Annotated in this window: 13 protein-coding genes; 7 read left to right on the plus strand and 6 right to left on the minus strand. The window is 58.6% G+C overall.

The genetic code is table 11. The annotated features are described in order from the left end of the window. Positions 1-13: 13 nt before the first annotated feature. The 5 genes from ACTJKV_RS16655 to ACTJKV_RS16675 form a co-directional block, all read right to left on the minus strand. A complete protein-coding gene (locus ACTJKV_RS16655) occupies positions 14-1,756 on the minus strand; it encodes a chemotaxis protein (protein ID WP_274101399.1) in 1,743 nt (580 codons plus the stop codon). Positions 1,757-1,935: 179 nt separating this feature from the next. Next, the gene (alkB, locus tag ACTJKV_RS16660; RefSeq protein WP_274101841.1) at positions 1,936-2,589 is read right to left on the minus strand and encodes a DNA oxidative demethylase AlkB; all 654 of its coding nucleotides are present in this window, start codon (positions 2,587-2,589) and stop codon (positions 1,936-1,938) included. A gap of 2 nt (positions 2,590-2,591) precedes the next feature. Next, the gene (locus tag ACTJKV_RS16665) at positions 2,592-3,227 is read right to left on the minus strand and encodes a hypothetical protein (RefSeq protein WP_274101400.1); all 636 of its coding nucleotides are present in this window, start codon (positions 3,225-3,227) and stop codon (positions 2,592-2,594) included. A 198-nt stretch (positions 3,228-3,425) separates the two neighbouring features. Beyond that, positions 3,426-4,412, minus strand: coding sequence for an aldo/keto reductase (locus ACTJKV_RS16670; protein WP_440599134.1), 987 nt, complete (start codon positions 4,410-4,412; stop codon positions 3,426-3,428). 102 nt (positions 4,413-4,514) lie between these two features. After that, positions 4,515-5,291: an SDR family NAD(P)-dependent oxidoreductase gene (locus tag ACTJKV_RS16675; RefSeq protein WP_274101403.1), complete on the minus strand. Its 777-nt coding sequence runs from the start codon at positions 5,289-5,291 to the stop codon at positions 4,515-4,517. Between the two features lie 109 nt (positions 5,292-5,400). On the opposite strand from ACTJKV_RS16675, the gene ACTJKV_RS16680 reads away from it, so the two are divergent. Further along, complete coding sequence (locus ACTJKV_RS16680; protein WP_274101404.1) at positions 5,401-6,321, plus strand: LysR family transcriptional regulator; 921 nt, start codon at positions 5,401-5,403, stop codon at positions 6,319-6,321. A 170-nt stretch (positions 6,322-6,491) separates the two neighbouring features. Continuing rightward, positions 6,492-7,214 (plus strand): metallophosphoesterase, encoded by a 723-nt coding sequence (locus tag ACTJKV_RS16685; RefSeq protein WP_130978693.1) that lies wholly within the window; start codon positions 6,492-6,494, stop codon positions 7,212-7,214. Positions 7,215-7,294: 80 nt separating this feature from the next. Here the strand turns inward: ACTJKV_RS16685 and ACTJKV_RS16690 are convergent, their stop codons facing one another. Beyond that, on the minus strand, positions 7,295-9,106 hold the full coding sequence (locus tag ACTJKV_RS16690; protein WP_062424148.1) for an IlvD/Edd family dehydratase: 1,812 nt from the start codon (positions 9,104-9,106) through the stop codon (positions 7,295-7,297). A 495-nt stretch (positions 9,107-9,601) separates the two neighbouring features. On the opposite strand from ACTJKV_RS16690, the gene ytfQ reads away from it, so the two are divergent. From ytfQ to ACTJKV_RS16715, 5 genes are all read left to right on the plus strand, one after another. Further along, positions 9,602-10,561 carry a galactofuranose ABC transporter, galactofuranose-binding protein YtfQ gene (gene ytfQ / locus ACTJKV_RS16695; RefSeq protein ID WP_062441680.1) on the plus strand — a complete coding sequence of 320 codons (960 nt, stop codon included), beginning with the start codon at positions 9,602-9,604 and terminating at the stop codon, positions 10,559-10,561. 173 nt (positions 10,562-10,734) lie between these two features. Continuing rightward, positions 10,735-12,258 carry a sugar ABC transporter ATP-binding protein gene (locus ACTJKV_RS16700; RefSeq protein ID WP_440599098.1) on the plus strand — a complete coding sequence of 508 codons (1,524 nt, stop codon included), beginning with the start codon at positions 10,735-10,737 and terminating at the stop codon, positions 12,256-12,258. Beyond that, positions 12,258-13,301 (plus strand): ABC transporter permease, encoded by a 1,044-nt coding sequence (locus ACTJKV_RS16705; protein WP_440599099.1) that lies wholly within the window; start codon positions 12,258-12,260, stop codon positions 13,299-13,301. The genes ACTJKV_RS16700 and ACTJKV_RS16705 overlap by 1 nt, the downstream gene beginning before the upstream one ends. Then, positions 13,298-14,278 carry a galactofuranose ABC transporter, permease protein YjfF gene (gene yjfF, locus ACTJKV_RS16710; RefSeq protein WP_082546327.1) on the plus strand — a complete coding sequence of 327 codons (981 nt, stop codon included), beginning with the start codon at positions 13,298-13,300 and terminating at the stop codon, positions 14,276-14,278. The genes ACTJKV_RS16705 and yjfF overlap by 4 nt, the downstream gene beginning before the upstream one ends. Positions 14,279-14,299: 21 nt before the next feature. After that, the gene (locus ACTJKV_RS16715; RefSeq protein WP_062424144.1) at positions 14,300-15,031 is read left to right on the plus strand and encodes a FadR/GntR family transcriptional regulator; all 732 of its coding nucleotides are present in this window, start codon (positions 14,300-14,302) and stop codon (positions 15,029-15,031) included. Positions 15,032-15,068: the final 37 nt, after the last annotated feature.

Here is a 15,068-nt window from a genome sequence, read left to right on the forward strand (position 1 = left end):
CGGTTCCAAGTGATCAGAACAGCGCATCGGCAAAGAGATCGTCATCGTCTGCTTCCGCCGACGGTGTGGCCGTCGCGTGAGCGCTGGCGCCGTTGGCCGGCAGATATCGCACGTGGATATCGCGCTCATGGGCCATGGTGTAGAGCTTGTAGACGCGCGACGAAAAGCCTTCGATCTTGTCGGCGAAGCTCGATACATCGGCCTGGAACCCCTGCGACAACTGGGCTGCAATATTGCAGCAGTCGTTGAAGGTGGCACCGAGCTCGCTTTCGAAATCGAGGGTGGTGACGACAGCGCTGATGCGGCTGAACACGGCCTGTCCCTCTTCGGCGAGCGCCTGCGTCCCTTGCTCCATTTGAGATTTGGCATTCCGGATCGAATCCAGCGCTTCGTTGAGCGGCGCGCTGAAGTTCTTCGAAAGCCCCTGCCCCTGTTCCACCAGCGCCTGTGTGGCAAGTTCTACGCCGCGCAGATCCTCGACGATTGCGTCGGCCGGCGTTTCAAGCTTGCCGGCGAAGATCCGCATCTCGCCGCTGACGACGTTGACGGAACGTCCAGCTTCGCCAAGCTTGGAGCAACGCAGGTTGGAGTTCAGCGCCATGTAATGGATGTCGATCTTGATTGAACGCAGCACCTCGATACCGCGCAGCAATTCCTGAGCGCTCTCGGCAACGGAGAACACGACCTTGTCCGCGTCGCCGCTGCTGCCCTGGACGCGTTCAGCCAGCTTGCAGGCCTCGACAATATCTCTTTCCATCAGCGCAAGCACGTTGTTGTCACCGTTCGAGCTGCGATCGACGAGTTCGTCCCGCAGGGACAGAATGCGGCCCGCATCATCGATAAAGCTGGAAATGCTGGTGAAAATCTTGCTGCAATCGCGCTGGAAGTCCGCAGCCGTTTCGTCCATCTGTGCACTGACGAGCTGCAGCACTGCTTCGCGCAGCACCTCATGTTCGGTCTCGGTCAACGCTTCGCCTTCCGACGAGGCGACGAACTCTTCCAGCAGTTGGAGAATGCTCTGAATATGCTCGATGCGCTGTCTGGTAATGTCGCCGATCTGCAGATTGGACAGGACGGACCCGATCTTGCCTTGCACCCCTTGGGCAATCTTTTTGACCTGTCCTGCGATCTCCGCCATTTCCCGATGCTGGGCAACGATGCGGGCGGAGTTTTCCGTCAGTCCCTTGATGATGGGCGGAATGATCGAGCCGAAGTCGGTCAGTGTTTTCGATGAAAATGAGCGGGCATCGGTGAGTTGCGCGCGCATCGCCTCAAGATTGGCACCGAAGCGGGCAACCTCATCCGCACCCGACTGGATGCGATCGCGAATTTCGTCGGCAAAACCGGAGAACTCCGCCAGCCCCGCACCGGCAATCTTCACCGTTATGGCAAAGGTCTTGAGGTAGCGGATGGTCTCGTGAATGTCGTCAATATGGCCGCGGGTCGAGGCGCACATGGTGGTCAGTGCTTCGAAACCGGATTTACGATCGCGCTCGATTTCCGGCAGATGCGCCAGATCCGTCATCGTCCTGCGCAGACCGGCAACCGTCTCCTCGGTCTTGCCCTGGTCCATTGTTCCTGTGATCCCATCGAGAATGCCGATAAGATCGTTGAGCATCTCCATGACGGAAACGAGCACTGCGCCGCCATCAAGAAACCGCTTCTCGATGCGTGCATGCGCAGCCGTCAGCTTGCTGTTAAACTCAATCTGTTGGTCTGTATCGTAGGCCCTGTTCGGCTTGAGCATTGCACCCATGGTCGTTTCCCGATCTCGTGTTGTGCTTTCACGCTACACAGGAATGACGAAACGACAGGTAAACGCGACCTGAGGAAAGGGCGGAGATCGTTTTTAGAGTTAACACACTCGTTAAAGTCCAGTCTTTCCGCGACGATCGTCGAGACCTCAGCACAGCGTGGGCGTGGGCGACGCCTTGATTACACCACAGCGTGGCGGAACGTGAGGTTATAACGGAAGGGGCCGGCTTTCTCGTGGACGCCGTTTTTCAGTGTCAGCACACCGTGATAGAAAAGGCGGGAGGGTCCGCCCCATACCACCACATCTCCATGCTGCAACGGATACTTCGTCACAGGATCGGTGCGTTGCAACCCGCCAAACTGGAAGGCAACGGGGAGACCGAGCGACACGGAAACGATGGGACGGGAAAAGTCCTTCTCGTCCTTGTCCTGATGCAGCGACATTTTCGCGCCTGGCTCATAGCGATTGATAAGGCAGGCATTCGGCAGGAAGTCGGGATAACCGGCCTCGTTGGCAGCGCTTACCGCAAGTGACAGAAATCTCTCTGGCATCGGGCTCCAGTTCTCACCCGTCAGAGGATCCTGCCGCTCATAGCGATAACCGCGCCGATCTGTCACCCAGCCATAGGTGCCGCAATTGGTCATCGCGACCGACATGGAAAAACCACCGGGTGTGACCATGTGGCGAAAGGGGGCAGACGATGAAATGCGGTGAATATCGGCGATCAGTTCATCTGCCTGGGCAAGTGCACGGCCGCGCATGAGCACGGCACCCTCTGCCATATCCTGCCGGGACGCCTGCTGAGGCTCAAGCCCGGCGAAGAGGTCATTCATCATTACGCAGCATCCAGATCGGCTGTTTCAAGAGACGGGTGCAGCACCGGTCGATAACCCGCCTCCAAAGCTTTTAGCGTCGATGGCGGCGTCAAAAGCCCGTCAACGAAAGGCAGCGTGGATGTTTGACGATAACCTTCAGGGCTCCACCGGTAGGTATTGCCACTGGAAACGAGATAGGCCTCGCCTTGCGCCGCAATCATCGTCCCGTCCGGCAGCTCCTCGACAAGCGTCAAAAGGACATTGACGCGCTTTCGTTTCATCTGCAGGCGTTCGCGGTGCAGTGTCGCGTCGATATCGCGGATGGAACTTGCAGGAGAACCATTGCCCGTAACCCAGGCGGCAACGAACTTACCTGCCTCCTCACGCCGGCATTGAAAGCAGGGGCGATGCCCGGCTGCCAGCGCAGTCGCCTCATCGAGAAAGAACAGCTCCGTCCAGCTTCGCGACGCCATGACATCACGACGGACGTCTTTATAGCTGCAACTGCAAATCAACCAGGATTTCGAAGCCCATCGCTTGGTCGTCAGCGTTCGTGAGGCCGGATCGTGAATGATGCCGCGATTGCCGGTGAAGAGGCCTCGCAGTGGCAGGTCAAGAATATCCCCGAATGGATCGACGCGGTTTTGCAGCGGCATGTCCTTCCTCCCTTGCTTCCAGAGCAACATCAACAGTAGTTTCCAGAAACTGGACCATTTTAGGGTCAGAACGAGTAGATCGACAAATAACGCGTCATACGACTTTTTTTGATCTCAAGAGGTCGGCGGATACACATCCTTGACCCGCGGCAGGGCCGTGCGCGATGCGGCCCACGGCGTTCTTCTTCGTCTCTTCACCTACCAGCGCTGATGGACATGCGGCGCTATTTTGTCACGGTAAAGCGCCCGCACCTTATCCATGACCTCTGAGGGGATTGCCGCCACACGGCTCGCCGTAGCGTTAGAGGTTGCTTGATCGCGGTTTTTTGCACCGGGGATGACGACCGAGACGGCCTCCTCCATCAGGATCCAGCGCAGCGCGAACTGCGCCATGGTGACGTTGCTCGGAACGAGCGCTCGCAGTTCCTCGACTGCCTCAAGCGCAACATCGTATGGAACACCCGAAAACGTCTCGCCGACATCGAATGCCTCACCGTGGCGATTGAAGTTGCGGTGGTCGTCAGCAGCGAAGGTCGAGTCCTTGCGCATCTTCCCCGTCAGCATACCGCTTGCCAGAGGCACGCGCACGATGACGCCGACGTCGCGGCGCTTGGCCTCGGAGAAGAACAGGTCGGCGGGGCGGTGGCGAAACATGTTGAAGATGATCTGAACCGTCGATACGTTCGGGAAGGCGATGGCTTTGAGCGCTTCCTCCACCTTCTCGACCGATACGCCATAGAAGCGGATCTTGCCTGCCGAAACGAGGTCGTCCATCGCGCCGAAGACTTCGGGGCGATAGTAGACCTCTGTCGGCGGGCAATGGAGCTGGACGAGGTCAAGAGCCTCAACGCCAAGGTTCATCAGGCTCCGATCAACGAAAGCCTCGAGATTGGCCTTGGTATATCCATCGGCCACATGTGGGCTCAGCCTGCGTCCGGCCTTCGTTGCAACGATCGGCCGCTCACCGCCGCGCTCCTTCAGCACGTCACGGATGATGCGCTCGGAGCGACCATCACCATAAACATCAGCCGTGTCGATGAATGTCATACCGGCATCAAGCGCGGCATGGACGCTGGCCTTCGCATCAGTCTCGTCCACGTCTCCCCATGAGCCGCCGATGGCCCACGCGCCAAACCCGATTTCCGAGATATTCCATTCCGTCCGACCGAGACGGCGTGTCTGAATGGTCATGAATGTACTCCGTGAGAAAGGCCGACGACTTCGGCGGTGTGCCGGTCGGCTATGTTGGGGGCAAAGATCGGGAGGGACAAAGGCGCCAGAGGCGCCCTACGGCATCAGCTGTCCGCCGTTGACCTCAATAATCTGTCCGGTGATGTAGCCGGACAGGAGTGGCGAGGCGAGAAAGAGATAGGCGCCGACGCATTCGTCCGGTGTGCCGACACGGGCCATCGGGACGCTCTGTCGCTGGGCGTCGAGCATTTCAGGGCTGGTGTAGCGATCATGAAAGGGTGTCGCGATGATGCCGGGTGCGACGGCGTTGACGCGAATACCGTCGCCGACGAACTCCTTTGCGTGGCCGCGGGTGATCGTCGAGACGAAGCCCTTGGCGGCAGCGTAGAGGATTGCACCATTGCCGCCGCCGTTGCGTGCCGCAATCGAGGTCGTGTTGATGACGAAGCCCTGCCGCCGCCTCAGAAACGGAACGGCCGACTTTGTCGCAGCCAACACAGAGCGGGCATTGAGGTCCATGACACGCGCATAATGGGCGTCGTCCATATCCGCCGTCGGCACACGACCGAGCATGCCTCCGGCATTATTGATGAGCCCGTCGAGCCCACCGAGCTTTTCAGCTGCAGCCTCGACCACGCGTTCACTCCCGCTTGGCTTTGATACATCTCCCTGGATAAGGATGGCCTCACCTCCAGCGTGGCGAATGTCGGCAAGCACCGCCTCGGCCGCCGCAGCGCTTGCATTGTAATGAACCGCGACCTTTGCGCCTTGCGCGGCCAAGGCCTTGGCCACCGCCGCGCCGATACCGGTGGAGGCCCCCGTGACGAGAACGGCTCTGTCGTTCAAATCCGGGATCTTCAATTCGTGCCACATGGGGTGCTCCTCCGCACGCTTCGATTGGAAAGACCCTAGGCCTTGCAGGCACAGAAGCAAGTTCTTATGCTTGCATCACATTCAACGATGCACTGAACAGAAATCATTCATGCCGCCGTTTCTCCGCTCGGAGCTGCCCGATCTTGCAGCCTTCTCGATCGTCGTTCGTCGCCGCAGTTTCAAGGCAGCCGCAATCGAACTGGGGATCACGGCATCTGCTCTCAGCCACGCAATCCGCCGGCTGGAAGAGCGTTTGGGCACGAAGCTCCTCAATCGCACAAGCCGAAGCGTCGCGCCGACGCCCGCGGGGCTGCGCTTCGCCGCGCGCCTGGAGGCAGGGTTCGATGAGATCGGCTCGGCGCTCTCCGAGATGGACGACGGGCATGCCGGCGCTTTCGGCGAACTGCGCCTGAACATTCCCGCCGACGCCAGTCGCCTTCTCGTCAGCCCCGTACTTCCGAGTTTTCTGAAGCTCTTGCCAGATATGCGGTTTACGGTCGTCGTCGAAAATCGCCCGGTCGATATGGTGGCCGAAGGCTTCGATGCCGGGATACGATACGGGGACACTGTTCCTGAGGACATGATCGCAGTCGCGCTGACCGAGCCATTGGAGTGGGTCATCGTCGGTTCGCCAGCCTATCTCGACAGGCATGGCCGACCGAAGAAGCCGGACGACCTGATGCAGCATTCCTGCCTGCGCCTTCTTCTGGGTGACAACTCGGCGTTCCGATGGGAACTGGGCAATGGTGATGCCATGATACGGATCGACGTGCCCGGCAACTGCACGATCAGCGATACGCAGAGCACCATCGATGCCGCTGCCGACGGTTTGGGTCTGGGCTACGTCCTGAAACGCCGTGCCGATGCGGAGCTGCGCGATGGACGGCTGGAAGTCGTTTTGCCTCAATGGTCATCGACCGGTGCAGGCTTCCACATGTATTATCCGAGCCGACGGCAAAACCACCCGGCGCTGCGTCACCTGATCGAACTCATCCGGGTGCGGGAAGGACTGCCGCCTTTGGTGCGATGATACACGACCGACGGCCAGTCGGTGAAGCGCGGCGTTGTTGCGCGTCGGGGATGAGGAGTTTTCAAGTCCCGCAGGATCGCGCTGACAGGTTTCCTTTTCAACTCGAAGTGCTCTAAGGCTGGTAGAGATTTCCCGGCTCTAGCCACTTCTCCAGATCAAATGGTCCAGCCATGCGCCAGAAGCTCTTCTTCTCCGAACGACCGGAGGTCATCTATGCAGTAGGCGATGTCCATGGCTGCCTCGACCTTCTTCACATTCTGCAGGAGAAGATTGTGGCCGACGCCGAACGTGAAGTCGGCGAAAAGTGGATCATCATGCTCGGCGACTATGTGGATCGCGGACCGAAGTCCTCTGCGGTCCTCGAAGAGTTGATCACGACCCAGCCCGACGGAATTCGGCGTTTCTGCCTCGCTGGGAACCACGAGGAATCGATGGTGGATTTCATCCGAAATCCGCATGGTGATCATCGTTGGCTGGAATTCGGCGGTCTTGAAACCTTGCGGTCTTATGGCATTGCCAGGTTGCCAGAGGATAATCGGCAATTGCGAGCAGCCGTGCAGAAGGCCATACCGGCACATCACATTAGCTTTGCCGCCAGCCTTCCTTCGCTCATTGCGGTGCCGGGGCTGTGTTTTGTCCATGCCGGACTTTTGAACGACGTTCCCCTCGAACAGCAGGAGGACAAGAACCTCCTCTGGATTCGACCAAGCCAACAGGGAGCACCTTCGGTGGCAAACCCATTTCTGACCGTCCACGGTCATACGCCGGTGCGCAACGTCGCCATGGTCCATAACAGGTTGAATGTCGACACCGGTGCCTTCATGACGCGACGACTTTCAGGCGTGAAGATCAAACGCAGCGGCGAGATCACCGTCATGACGTCGGACAGGTAGAGAAAGAAAAACCGCCGGCTGTGTCACAACCGGCGGCGAGAAATGATGTGCCGGATCGCTCCGGCACATCGGACCATGCGTTAGTGGTTGTCGCGCGGAAGACCCTTTGTCTGGGCGATGCGCTGGTACTTCACGGCTGGCTCGAGCACTGCACCCGTTTCCATCTGTCCGACGATGCCGCGCTGGATTTCCTGCCACGGCGTCTGGTGATCCGGATATTTGTAACCACCCTGAGCGTTCAGCGCCTCATGGCGCTTTGCCAGTTCTTCCGGCGAGATCAGGATATCGGCGGTACCTCTGCCCACATCAATGCGCACGCGGTCGCCGGTCTGCAGGATGGCAAGACCGCCACCTGCTGCCGCTTCCGGCGAGGCATTGAGGATCGACGGGCTGCCCGACGTGCCGGACTGACGACCGTCGCCGATGCAAGGCAGCGAGTTGACACCTTCCTTCAGCAGGTAGTCGGGAGCACGCATGTTCACGACTTCTGCCGCACCCGGATAGCCGATCGGACCTGCGCCGCGCATGAACAGAACCGTCTGCGCGTCGATGCCGAGCGACGGATCGTCGATGCGGTGGTGATAATCTTCCGGACCGTCGAACACGACCGCACGGCCTTCGAAAGCCTCGGGATCGTTCGGGTTGGAGAGATAGCGCTGACGGAATTCCGGGCTGATAACGCTGGTCTTCATGATGGCAGAAGAGAAGAGGTTGCCGCGCAGCACGCGGAAGCCTGCGCGCTCCTTCAGCGGACGATCGTAAGGACGGATGACCTTCTCGTCTTCGATGATCGCACCACGGCAGTTCTCGCCGATCGTCTTGCCGTTGACGGTCAGGGCGTCTTCCATGATGAGACCCTGTTCCATCAACTGGTTGACGACCGCCGGAACGCCACCGGCGTGATAGTAGTCTTCGCCGAGATATTCGCCAGCCGGCTGCAGGTTGACAAGCAGCGGAACTTCTTCGCCATAGGTCTGCCAGTCATCGACGGTGAGCTCGACGCCGACGTGGCGTGCAAGACCGTTCAGATGGATCGGCGCGTTGGTGGAACCACCGATGGCCGAATTGACGCGGATGGCGTTGATGAAGGCATCCTTCGTCATGATGTCGGACGGCTTCAGGTCTTCCTTGACCATCTCGACGATACGAAGACCCGTGAGATAGGAGATTTCCTGGCGATCGCGATACGGTGCAGGGATCGCGGCAGAGCCCGGAAGCTGCATGCCGAGCGCTTCGGCCAGCGAGTTCATCGTGGTCGCCGTGCCCATGGTGTTGCAATAGCCGGTGGACGGCGCGGACGAGGCAACGAGTTTGACAAAGCCCTGGTAGTCGATCTCGCCCTTCGCCAGAAGTTCGCGAGCCTTCCAGACGATGGTGCCGGAGCCGGTGCGCTCGCCGCGGAACCAGCCATTCAGCATCGGGCCGACGGACAGAGCAATCGCCGGAATGTTGACGGTGGCCGCCGCCATAAGACAGGCAGGCGTCGTCTTGTCGCAGCCGATCGTCAGAACGACGCCATCGAGCGGATAGCCATACAGCACTTCGACGAGGCCCAGATAGGCAAGGTTACGGTCGAGACCGGCAGTCGGGCGCTTGCCGGTTTCCTGGATAGGATGAACCGGGAACTCGATGGCAATGCCGCCCGCTTCGCGGATACCTTCACGAAGGCGGTTCGCCAGCTCAAGGTGGTGGCGATTGCAAGGCGAAAGGTCGGACCCTGTCTGCGCGATGCCGATGATCGGGCGGTCCGACTGAAGCTCGGCCTGGCTCAGACCGAAATTCATGTAACGCTCGAGATAGAGCGCCGTCATGTCGGCATTTGCGGGATTGTCGAACCAGGCGCGCGAACGCAGCTTGCCTTGGGGGGCGGTCAAATTCTTCGAGTCTGTCATGATAATGGTCTCCAGCCGGAAGTGGCGAACGGGTAGGTCAACGGGAGTGCGACGAATTCATGGTGAAGCGTCGACAATGGGACCACGCAGACGCGTAGCGGAGACGACGACATCTGGCAAGGCGGACATCTGCCCAAACCTTCCACTGCGTCCAAACTCTCGCTGACGATTCGCACGATTCCTCCCGCCTCAATCTTCTTCTTCCCTTGCCTGATCTGCGGCAATTGAGGAATGCGGTCAATGCCGCAGATTGTTCTTTGTATTCGTATTACTATTTCGGGATGAACGCAATTGTCAAGGAACGCAAAGACAGACGCGGCAATGCCGCTGGAAAAATATTACTAAATTATCCCATTGAATCTAATTATCTTTATTTAGAATAACCCGTTCTATTTCAAGCTGAGTGGCGATCCGAAGCAAAAAATCGCTTTTCAAAGATAATACTATATGCTCATATCGCCCCGTCAGCCGACATCATCTCTGGGAGGATTAAAGATGAAAAAAGCACTCGCGGCGGTTACCGTCGCTTTTTCCGTATGCCTGGCTTCTGGCGTATCCGCAAAGTCGCTCACCGTCGGCTTTTCGCAGATCGGCTCCGAATCGGGCTGGCGCGCTGCAGAAACCACCGTCACCAAGCAACAGGCTGAAAAGCGTGGCATCACTCTGAAATTTGCCGATGCGCAGCAGAAGCAGGAAAATCAGATCAAGGCCGTTCGCGGCTTCATCGCCCAGGGCGTCGATGCCATTCTGATTGCCCCTGTCGTCGCCACCGGCTGGGACGCCGTTCTGAAAGAAGCCAAAGAAGAAAACATTCCTGTTATTCTTCTTGACCGTCAAATCGAAGCTCCAGACAGCCTCTACCTGACCGCTGTAACCTCCGACCAGGTTCACGAAGGCAAGGTTGCAGGCGACTGGCTGGTCAAGGATGTCGGTTCGAAGGACTGCAATGTCGTCGAACTTCAGGGCACGACAGGCTCTTCCCCTGCCATCAACCGCAAGAAGGGCTTCGAAGAAGCCATCGCTTCGCACAAGAACATCAAGATCACGCGCTCGCAGACCGGCGACTTCACCCGCACCAAGGGTAAGGAAGTCATGGAAAGCTTCATCAAGGCTGAAAATGGCGGCAAGAACATCTGCGCTGTTTACGCCCACAATGATGACATGGCTGTCGGCGCGATCCAGGCGATCAAGGAAGCCGGTCTGAAGCCCGGCACAGACATCAAGGTCGTCTCCATCGACGCCGTTCCGGATATCTTCAAGGCCATGGCTGCCGGTGAAGCGAACGCAACGGTCGAACTGACGCCGAACATGGCTGGTCCAGCCTTCGATGCACTTGACGCTTACCTCAAGGACAAGAAAGAGCCGAAGAAGTGGATCCAGACGGAATCCAAGCTTTATACGGCATCTGACGATCCGATGAAGGTCTATGAGGCAAAGAAAGGCCTCGGCTACTAAGACCGGTTTGGGGGTGAAGTCCGCTTCACCCCAGATATCCAAACGCTTCCGTTCTTGCGCATTGCAGAGTGCCGCTGGTTCTTTGCTGAACATGCCTCATATCGGAAGTGGCGATCGGAACGGTGCTTCGGCACCGTTTCCATCACGCTTTTTCTTCAATGGAATGCTTCAGAATGTCCGAACAACCGTCCCTTCTGGAAGCACGTGCCATCGGTAAGTCCTTCCTCGGCATAACCGCTCTCGACAATGTTGATTTCACCCTTCGTGCGGGTGAAGTCCATGCGCTGCTCGGCGAAAATGGTGCCGGCAAATCCACGCTCATCAAGATCCTGACCGGCGTTTACACCCGCGACAAAGGAACAGTGCGCCTCGATGGCGACGAGATTTCCCCTGCCGATGTTGGTGAAGCCCAGGCGCTTGGCATTGGGACCGTCTACCAGGAGGTCAATCTCCTGGAAAACCTGACCGTTGCCGAAAATCTCTTTCTCGGCCGCCAGCCGCGCCGCTTCGGCCTCATCGACAAGCGCACGATGCGCGACGAGGCCCAGAAGCTGCTTGGCCGCTATGGCCTGAACATCGACGTCAATGCCCTGCTCTCCAGCTATTCGGTCGCCATCCGGCAGATCATTGCGATTGCGCGCGCCGTCGATCTCTCCGGCAAGGTGCTCGTTCTGGATGAGCCGACAGCCAGTCTTGACGCGCATGAAGTCAAGATGCTTTTCACGGTGCTGAGACAGCTTCGCGCCGAAGGTCTCGGCATCGTCATCATCACCCACTTCCTCAACCAGGTCTACGACATTGCCGACCGCGTCACGGTCCTGCGCAATGGCAAGCTGGTGGGCACACGCACCATTTCTGAGCTTCCAAGAGGCGAGCTCATTTCCATGATGCTCGGGCGCGAATTGCAGAATGTCACCCATAACCGCCAGCCCTCCGACAATGATGTGGTCGAAGGGGCGCCTGCCATCCGGTTTCAAGGCTACGGCAAGCGCGGCAGCGTCGAACCCTTCGATCTTGATATTCGTCCGGGAGAAGTGGTCGGCATTGCAGGGCTGCTCGGCTCAGGACGCAGCGAAACCGCCTTCCTTCTCTTCGGCATCGACAAGCCGGAAAGCGGAACGGCGACCATCGATGGCAAGCAGGTATCCATCCAATCACCGGAAGCGGCCATCGACCAGGGCTTCGGCTTCTGTCCTGAAGAGCGCAAGACGGATGGCATCATTGGTGATTTTTCCGTCGCCGATAATATCGCGCTTGCCCTGCAAGCCCGTCAGGGCTGGATGCGACCGATCTCCAAGCGTCAGAAGGCAGCACTTGCCGACGACTTCATCAAGTCGCTCGACATTCGTCCCGCCGATCGTGAACGTCCGATCAAGTTCCTCTCTGGCGGCAATCAGCAGAAAGCAATCCTTGCCCGCTGGCTGGCAACCGAGCCTCGCCTCCTCATTCTTGATGAGCCGACGCGCGGCATCGATATTGGTGCACACGCCGAAATCCTCAAGATGATCGAGAAGCTCTGCCAGGAGGGCATGTCACTTGTCGTCATTTCCTCGGAACTGGAAGAATTGACGGCGGTCGCCCATCGCGTCATCGTCCTGTCGGACCGTCGCCATGTTGAAGAACTCAAGGGGTCCGACGTGACTGCAGAAAACATCATGAAGGCGATCGCCACCTCCGCCCGCACGGAGGCCGCGTGATGAAGAGCGTAACGTTGAAATTGAAGAGACTGGCGCCGCAGTTCATTGCGCTGTTCATCATTCTGGCTGCCATTACGGTGATATCGCCTGGCTTCCTGAACGTCTCGATGCAAAATGGACGCCTCTATGGCAGCCTTATCGATATTCTGGTGCGCGCCGCACCCGTGGCACTTTTGACGATCGGCATGACGCTGGTCATTGCCACGAAGGGTATCGATCTATCCATCGGCGCGGTCATCGCCATTTGCGGTGCGGTTGCAGCCACGCTGATCAGTGCCGGGCACTCCATTCCAGTCGTGATTGCCGTATCATTGGCAGTCGGCATCGCCTGCGGCATATGGAACGGCATTCTGGTCGCCGTCCTCGACATCCAGCCGATCATTGCGACCCTCATCCTCATGGTTGCCGGCCGCGGCATTGCACAGCTGATCACCGAAGGCGTCATCCTGACCTTCAACAATGACAGCTTTGCCGCCATTGGGTCCGGCTCCTTTGCAGGCGTTCCACTGCCTGTGGTGATCTGGGTGGCGAGTGCCATTCTGATCGGTCTTCTGGTGCGCAAGTCCGCGCTCGGCTTCCTGATCGAGGCAACCGGCATCAATCGCCGCGCGGCCGCCCTTGCCGGTGTTCGCGCCCGCTTCCTGCTGTTCTTCGTCTATGCGATTTCGGGCCTTTGTGCCGCCATCGCCGGTATGATTGTGACCGCCGATATTCGCGGTGCGGATGCCAACAATGCCGGCCTTTGGCTTGAACTCGATGCGATCCTGGCGGTCGTCATCGGCGGCACGTCGCTGAATGGCGGACGCTTCTCCATCACCGCGTCGCTAATCGGTGCGATGATCATCCAGACGATCAATACCGGTATTCTCGTCTCGGGCTTCCCACCGGAATTCAACCTGATCATCAAGGCGGGCATCATCATCGTGGTTCTGACGCTTCAATCGCCGGCACTTGTCACTTTGCTCGGCTTTACCAGGACGCCGAAAAAACCAAGCCCGGCGGCACCGGCGCCCACCGCCAACAAAGGAGAAGCTGCGCGATGATACACACACGCAACCTTCCCTTCTTCACCACGCTGGCGATCTTCATCATTGCCTATGCGCTGTGCGTTTCCCAATATCCGGGCATCCTCAGCACACGGGTCATCGGCAATCTTCTGACCGACAATGCGTTTCTCGGCATCGCGGCCGTCGGCATGACATTCGTGATCCTGTCTGGCGGCATCGATCTGTCCATCGGATCGGTCATCGCCTTTTCCAGCGTCTTCGTCGCCGTGCTCGTCAACGGATATGGTGTTCATCCGCTCGTTGCCTTCGCGGCGGTGCTCGTCATCGCCACGATTTTTGGCAGCCTGATGGGCGCGATGATCCGCTTTCTCGCAATCCCGCCCTTCGTCGTCACCCTCGCAGGCATGTTTCTGGCACGCGGGGCAGCCTATCTCATGTCGACCGATTCCGTCCCGATCTCCCATCCGGTCATCGACGCCATCCAGGGCTTCTATATTCGTGTGCCCGGTGGCGGTCGACTGACGGCGCTTGCCATCCTGATGCTGATTGTCTTTGCAGTCGGCATATTGGTGGCAGCCCGCACCCGCTTCGGTGCCAATGTCTACGCGCTCGGCGGAAACCAGCAATCGGCGGAACTGATGGGTGTACCCGTCGCCAAAACCACGATCGGTATCTACGCGCTATCCGGCTTTCTCTCCGGTCTCGCGGGCATCGTCTACACGCTCTACACCTCGTCCGGTTACTCACTGGCAACCGTTGGTGTCGAACTGGACGCGATTGCCGCCGTGGTGATCGGCGGGACGCTGCTGACAGGCGGAACAGGCCTCGTTGCCGGCACTTTCATCGGCCTGATGATCCAGGGCCTCATTCAGACCTATATCGTTTTTGACGGAACACTGTCATCCTGGTGGACGAAAATCGTCATCGGCATACTTCTGTTCATATTCATCGTTTTGCAACGCACAATCATCTGGTACTCAAACAGAAGAATGGCGGCGGCTCACCCGGCATAACATCAGCGAGGGAGATAGTTGTTGGGGCTACTGGAAAACACGATATCGGGACGAAAGCGGCGCAACAGCCATGCGCACGTCGTGGCGGAACTTGGCAGCGCCATTGTTTCGGGCCGGATACCGGAGGGTTCCCTTCTCCCCAACGATGCCGAACTTTCGCTTCGCTTCGGCGTATCAAGGACCGTTCTCAGAGAGACGATGAAAACGCTGGCCGCAAAGCGGCTGGTGGAAGCCAAAGCGAAAGTCGGTACACGCGTTCTCGACAAATCGAGCTGGAACTTCTTTGACCCTGATGTGCTGGGATGGCGTTGCGAGGCGGGGCTCGATCCGGAGTTCATCGAGCATCTGGCCGAAATTCGCCTGGCGCTCGAGCCGGCAGCGGCGGCAGCGGCTGCTCGGCATGCATCCAGTGAAGATATTGTCGCGCTCTACGCGATCGCCGCGAAATTCGACAACCCCGCCCATACCGCCGAAAGCATTGCCAAGATCGATCTGGAATTCCATCTGGCCGTGGCCAGCATTTCCGGCAATCCCTTCATGCGTTCGGCAAGCGGTCTGATCGAGGCGGCACTCGCCATCTCCTTCAAGCTATCGTCGCCAGCCTCTGCTCCGGCCACCATCGCGGAGATTGCCGCCAACCATTTGCGCATTGTGCACGCCATTGCAGCGCGAGATGAAAACGCCGCTGTGAAAGCCATGCGGCATGTGATCGAGGTCGGCAAGGACCGGATCAAAAACGCCGCTCTCACCTGAGAGGCTCAAGAGCATTAATCGGTCTTGCAACGAAGGC

It is taken from the genome of Agrobacterium sp. 22117, from assembly GCF_052045735.1.
Taxonomy (GTDB): Bacteria; Pseudomonadota; Alphaproteobacteria; order Rhizobiales; family Rhizobiaceae; genus Agrobacterium; species Agrobacterium cavarae.

What these genes read in the sequence shown, in the direction of transcription:
- ACTJKV_RS16675 (WP_274101403.1), bottom strand. Translation starts at nt 5,291, where the DNA reads ATGTGGCACGAATTGAAGATCCCGGATTTGAACGACAGAGCCGTTCTC.
- ACTJKV_RS16665 (WP_274101400.1), bottom strand. Translation starts at nt 3,227, where the DNA reads ATGCCGCTGCAAAACCGCGTCGATCCATTCGGGGATATTCTTGACCTG.
- alkB (WP_274101841.1), bottom strand. Translation starts at nt 2,589, where the DNA reads ATGAATGACCTCTTCGCCGGGCTTGAGCCTCAGCAGGCGTCCCGGCAG.
- ACTJKV_RS16655 (WP_274101399.1), bottom strand. Translation starts at nt 1,756, where the DNA reads ATGGGTGCAATGCTCAAGCCGAACAGGGCCTACGATACAGACCAACAG.
- ACTJKV_RS16700 (WP_440599098.1), top strand. Translation starts at nt 10,735, where the DNA reads ATGTCCGAACAACCGTCCCTTCTGGAAGCACGTGCCATCGGTAAGTCC.
- ytfQ (WP_062441680.1), top strand. Translation starts at nt 9,602, where the DNA reads ATGAAAAAAGCACTCGCGGCGGTTACCGTCGCTTTTTCCGTATGCCTG.
- ACTJKV_RS16690 (WP_062424148.1), bottom strand. Translation starts at nt 9,106, where the DNA reads ATGACAGACTCGAAGAATTTGACCGCCCCCCAAGGCAAGCTGCGTTCG.
- ACTJKV_RS16680 (WP_274101404.1), top strand. Translation starts at nt 5,401, where the DNA reads ATGCCGCCGTTTCTCCGCTCGGAGCTGCCCGATCTTGCAGCCTTCTCG.
- ACTJKV_RS16685 (WP_130978693.1), top strand. Translation starts at nt 6,492, where the DNA reads ATGCGCCAGAAGCTCTTCTTCTCCGAACGACCGGAGGTCATCTATGCA.
- yjfF (WP_082546327.1), top strand. Translation starts at nt 13,298, where the DNA reads ATGATACACACACGCAACCTTCCCTTCTTCACCACGCTGGCGATCTTC.
- ACTJKV_RS16705 (WP_440599099.1), top strand. Translation starts at nt 12,258, where the DNA reads ATGAAGAGCGTAACGTTGAAATTGAAGAGACTGGCGCCGCAGTTCATT.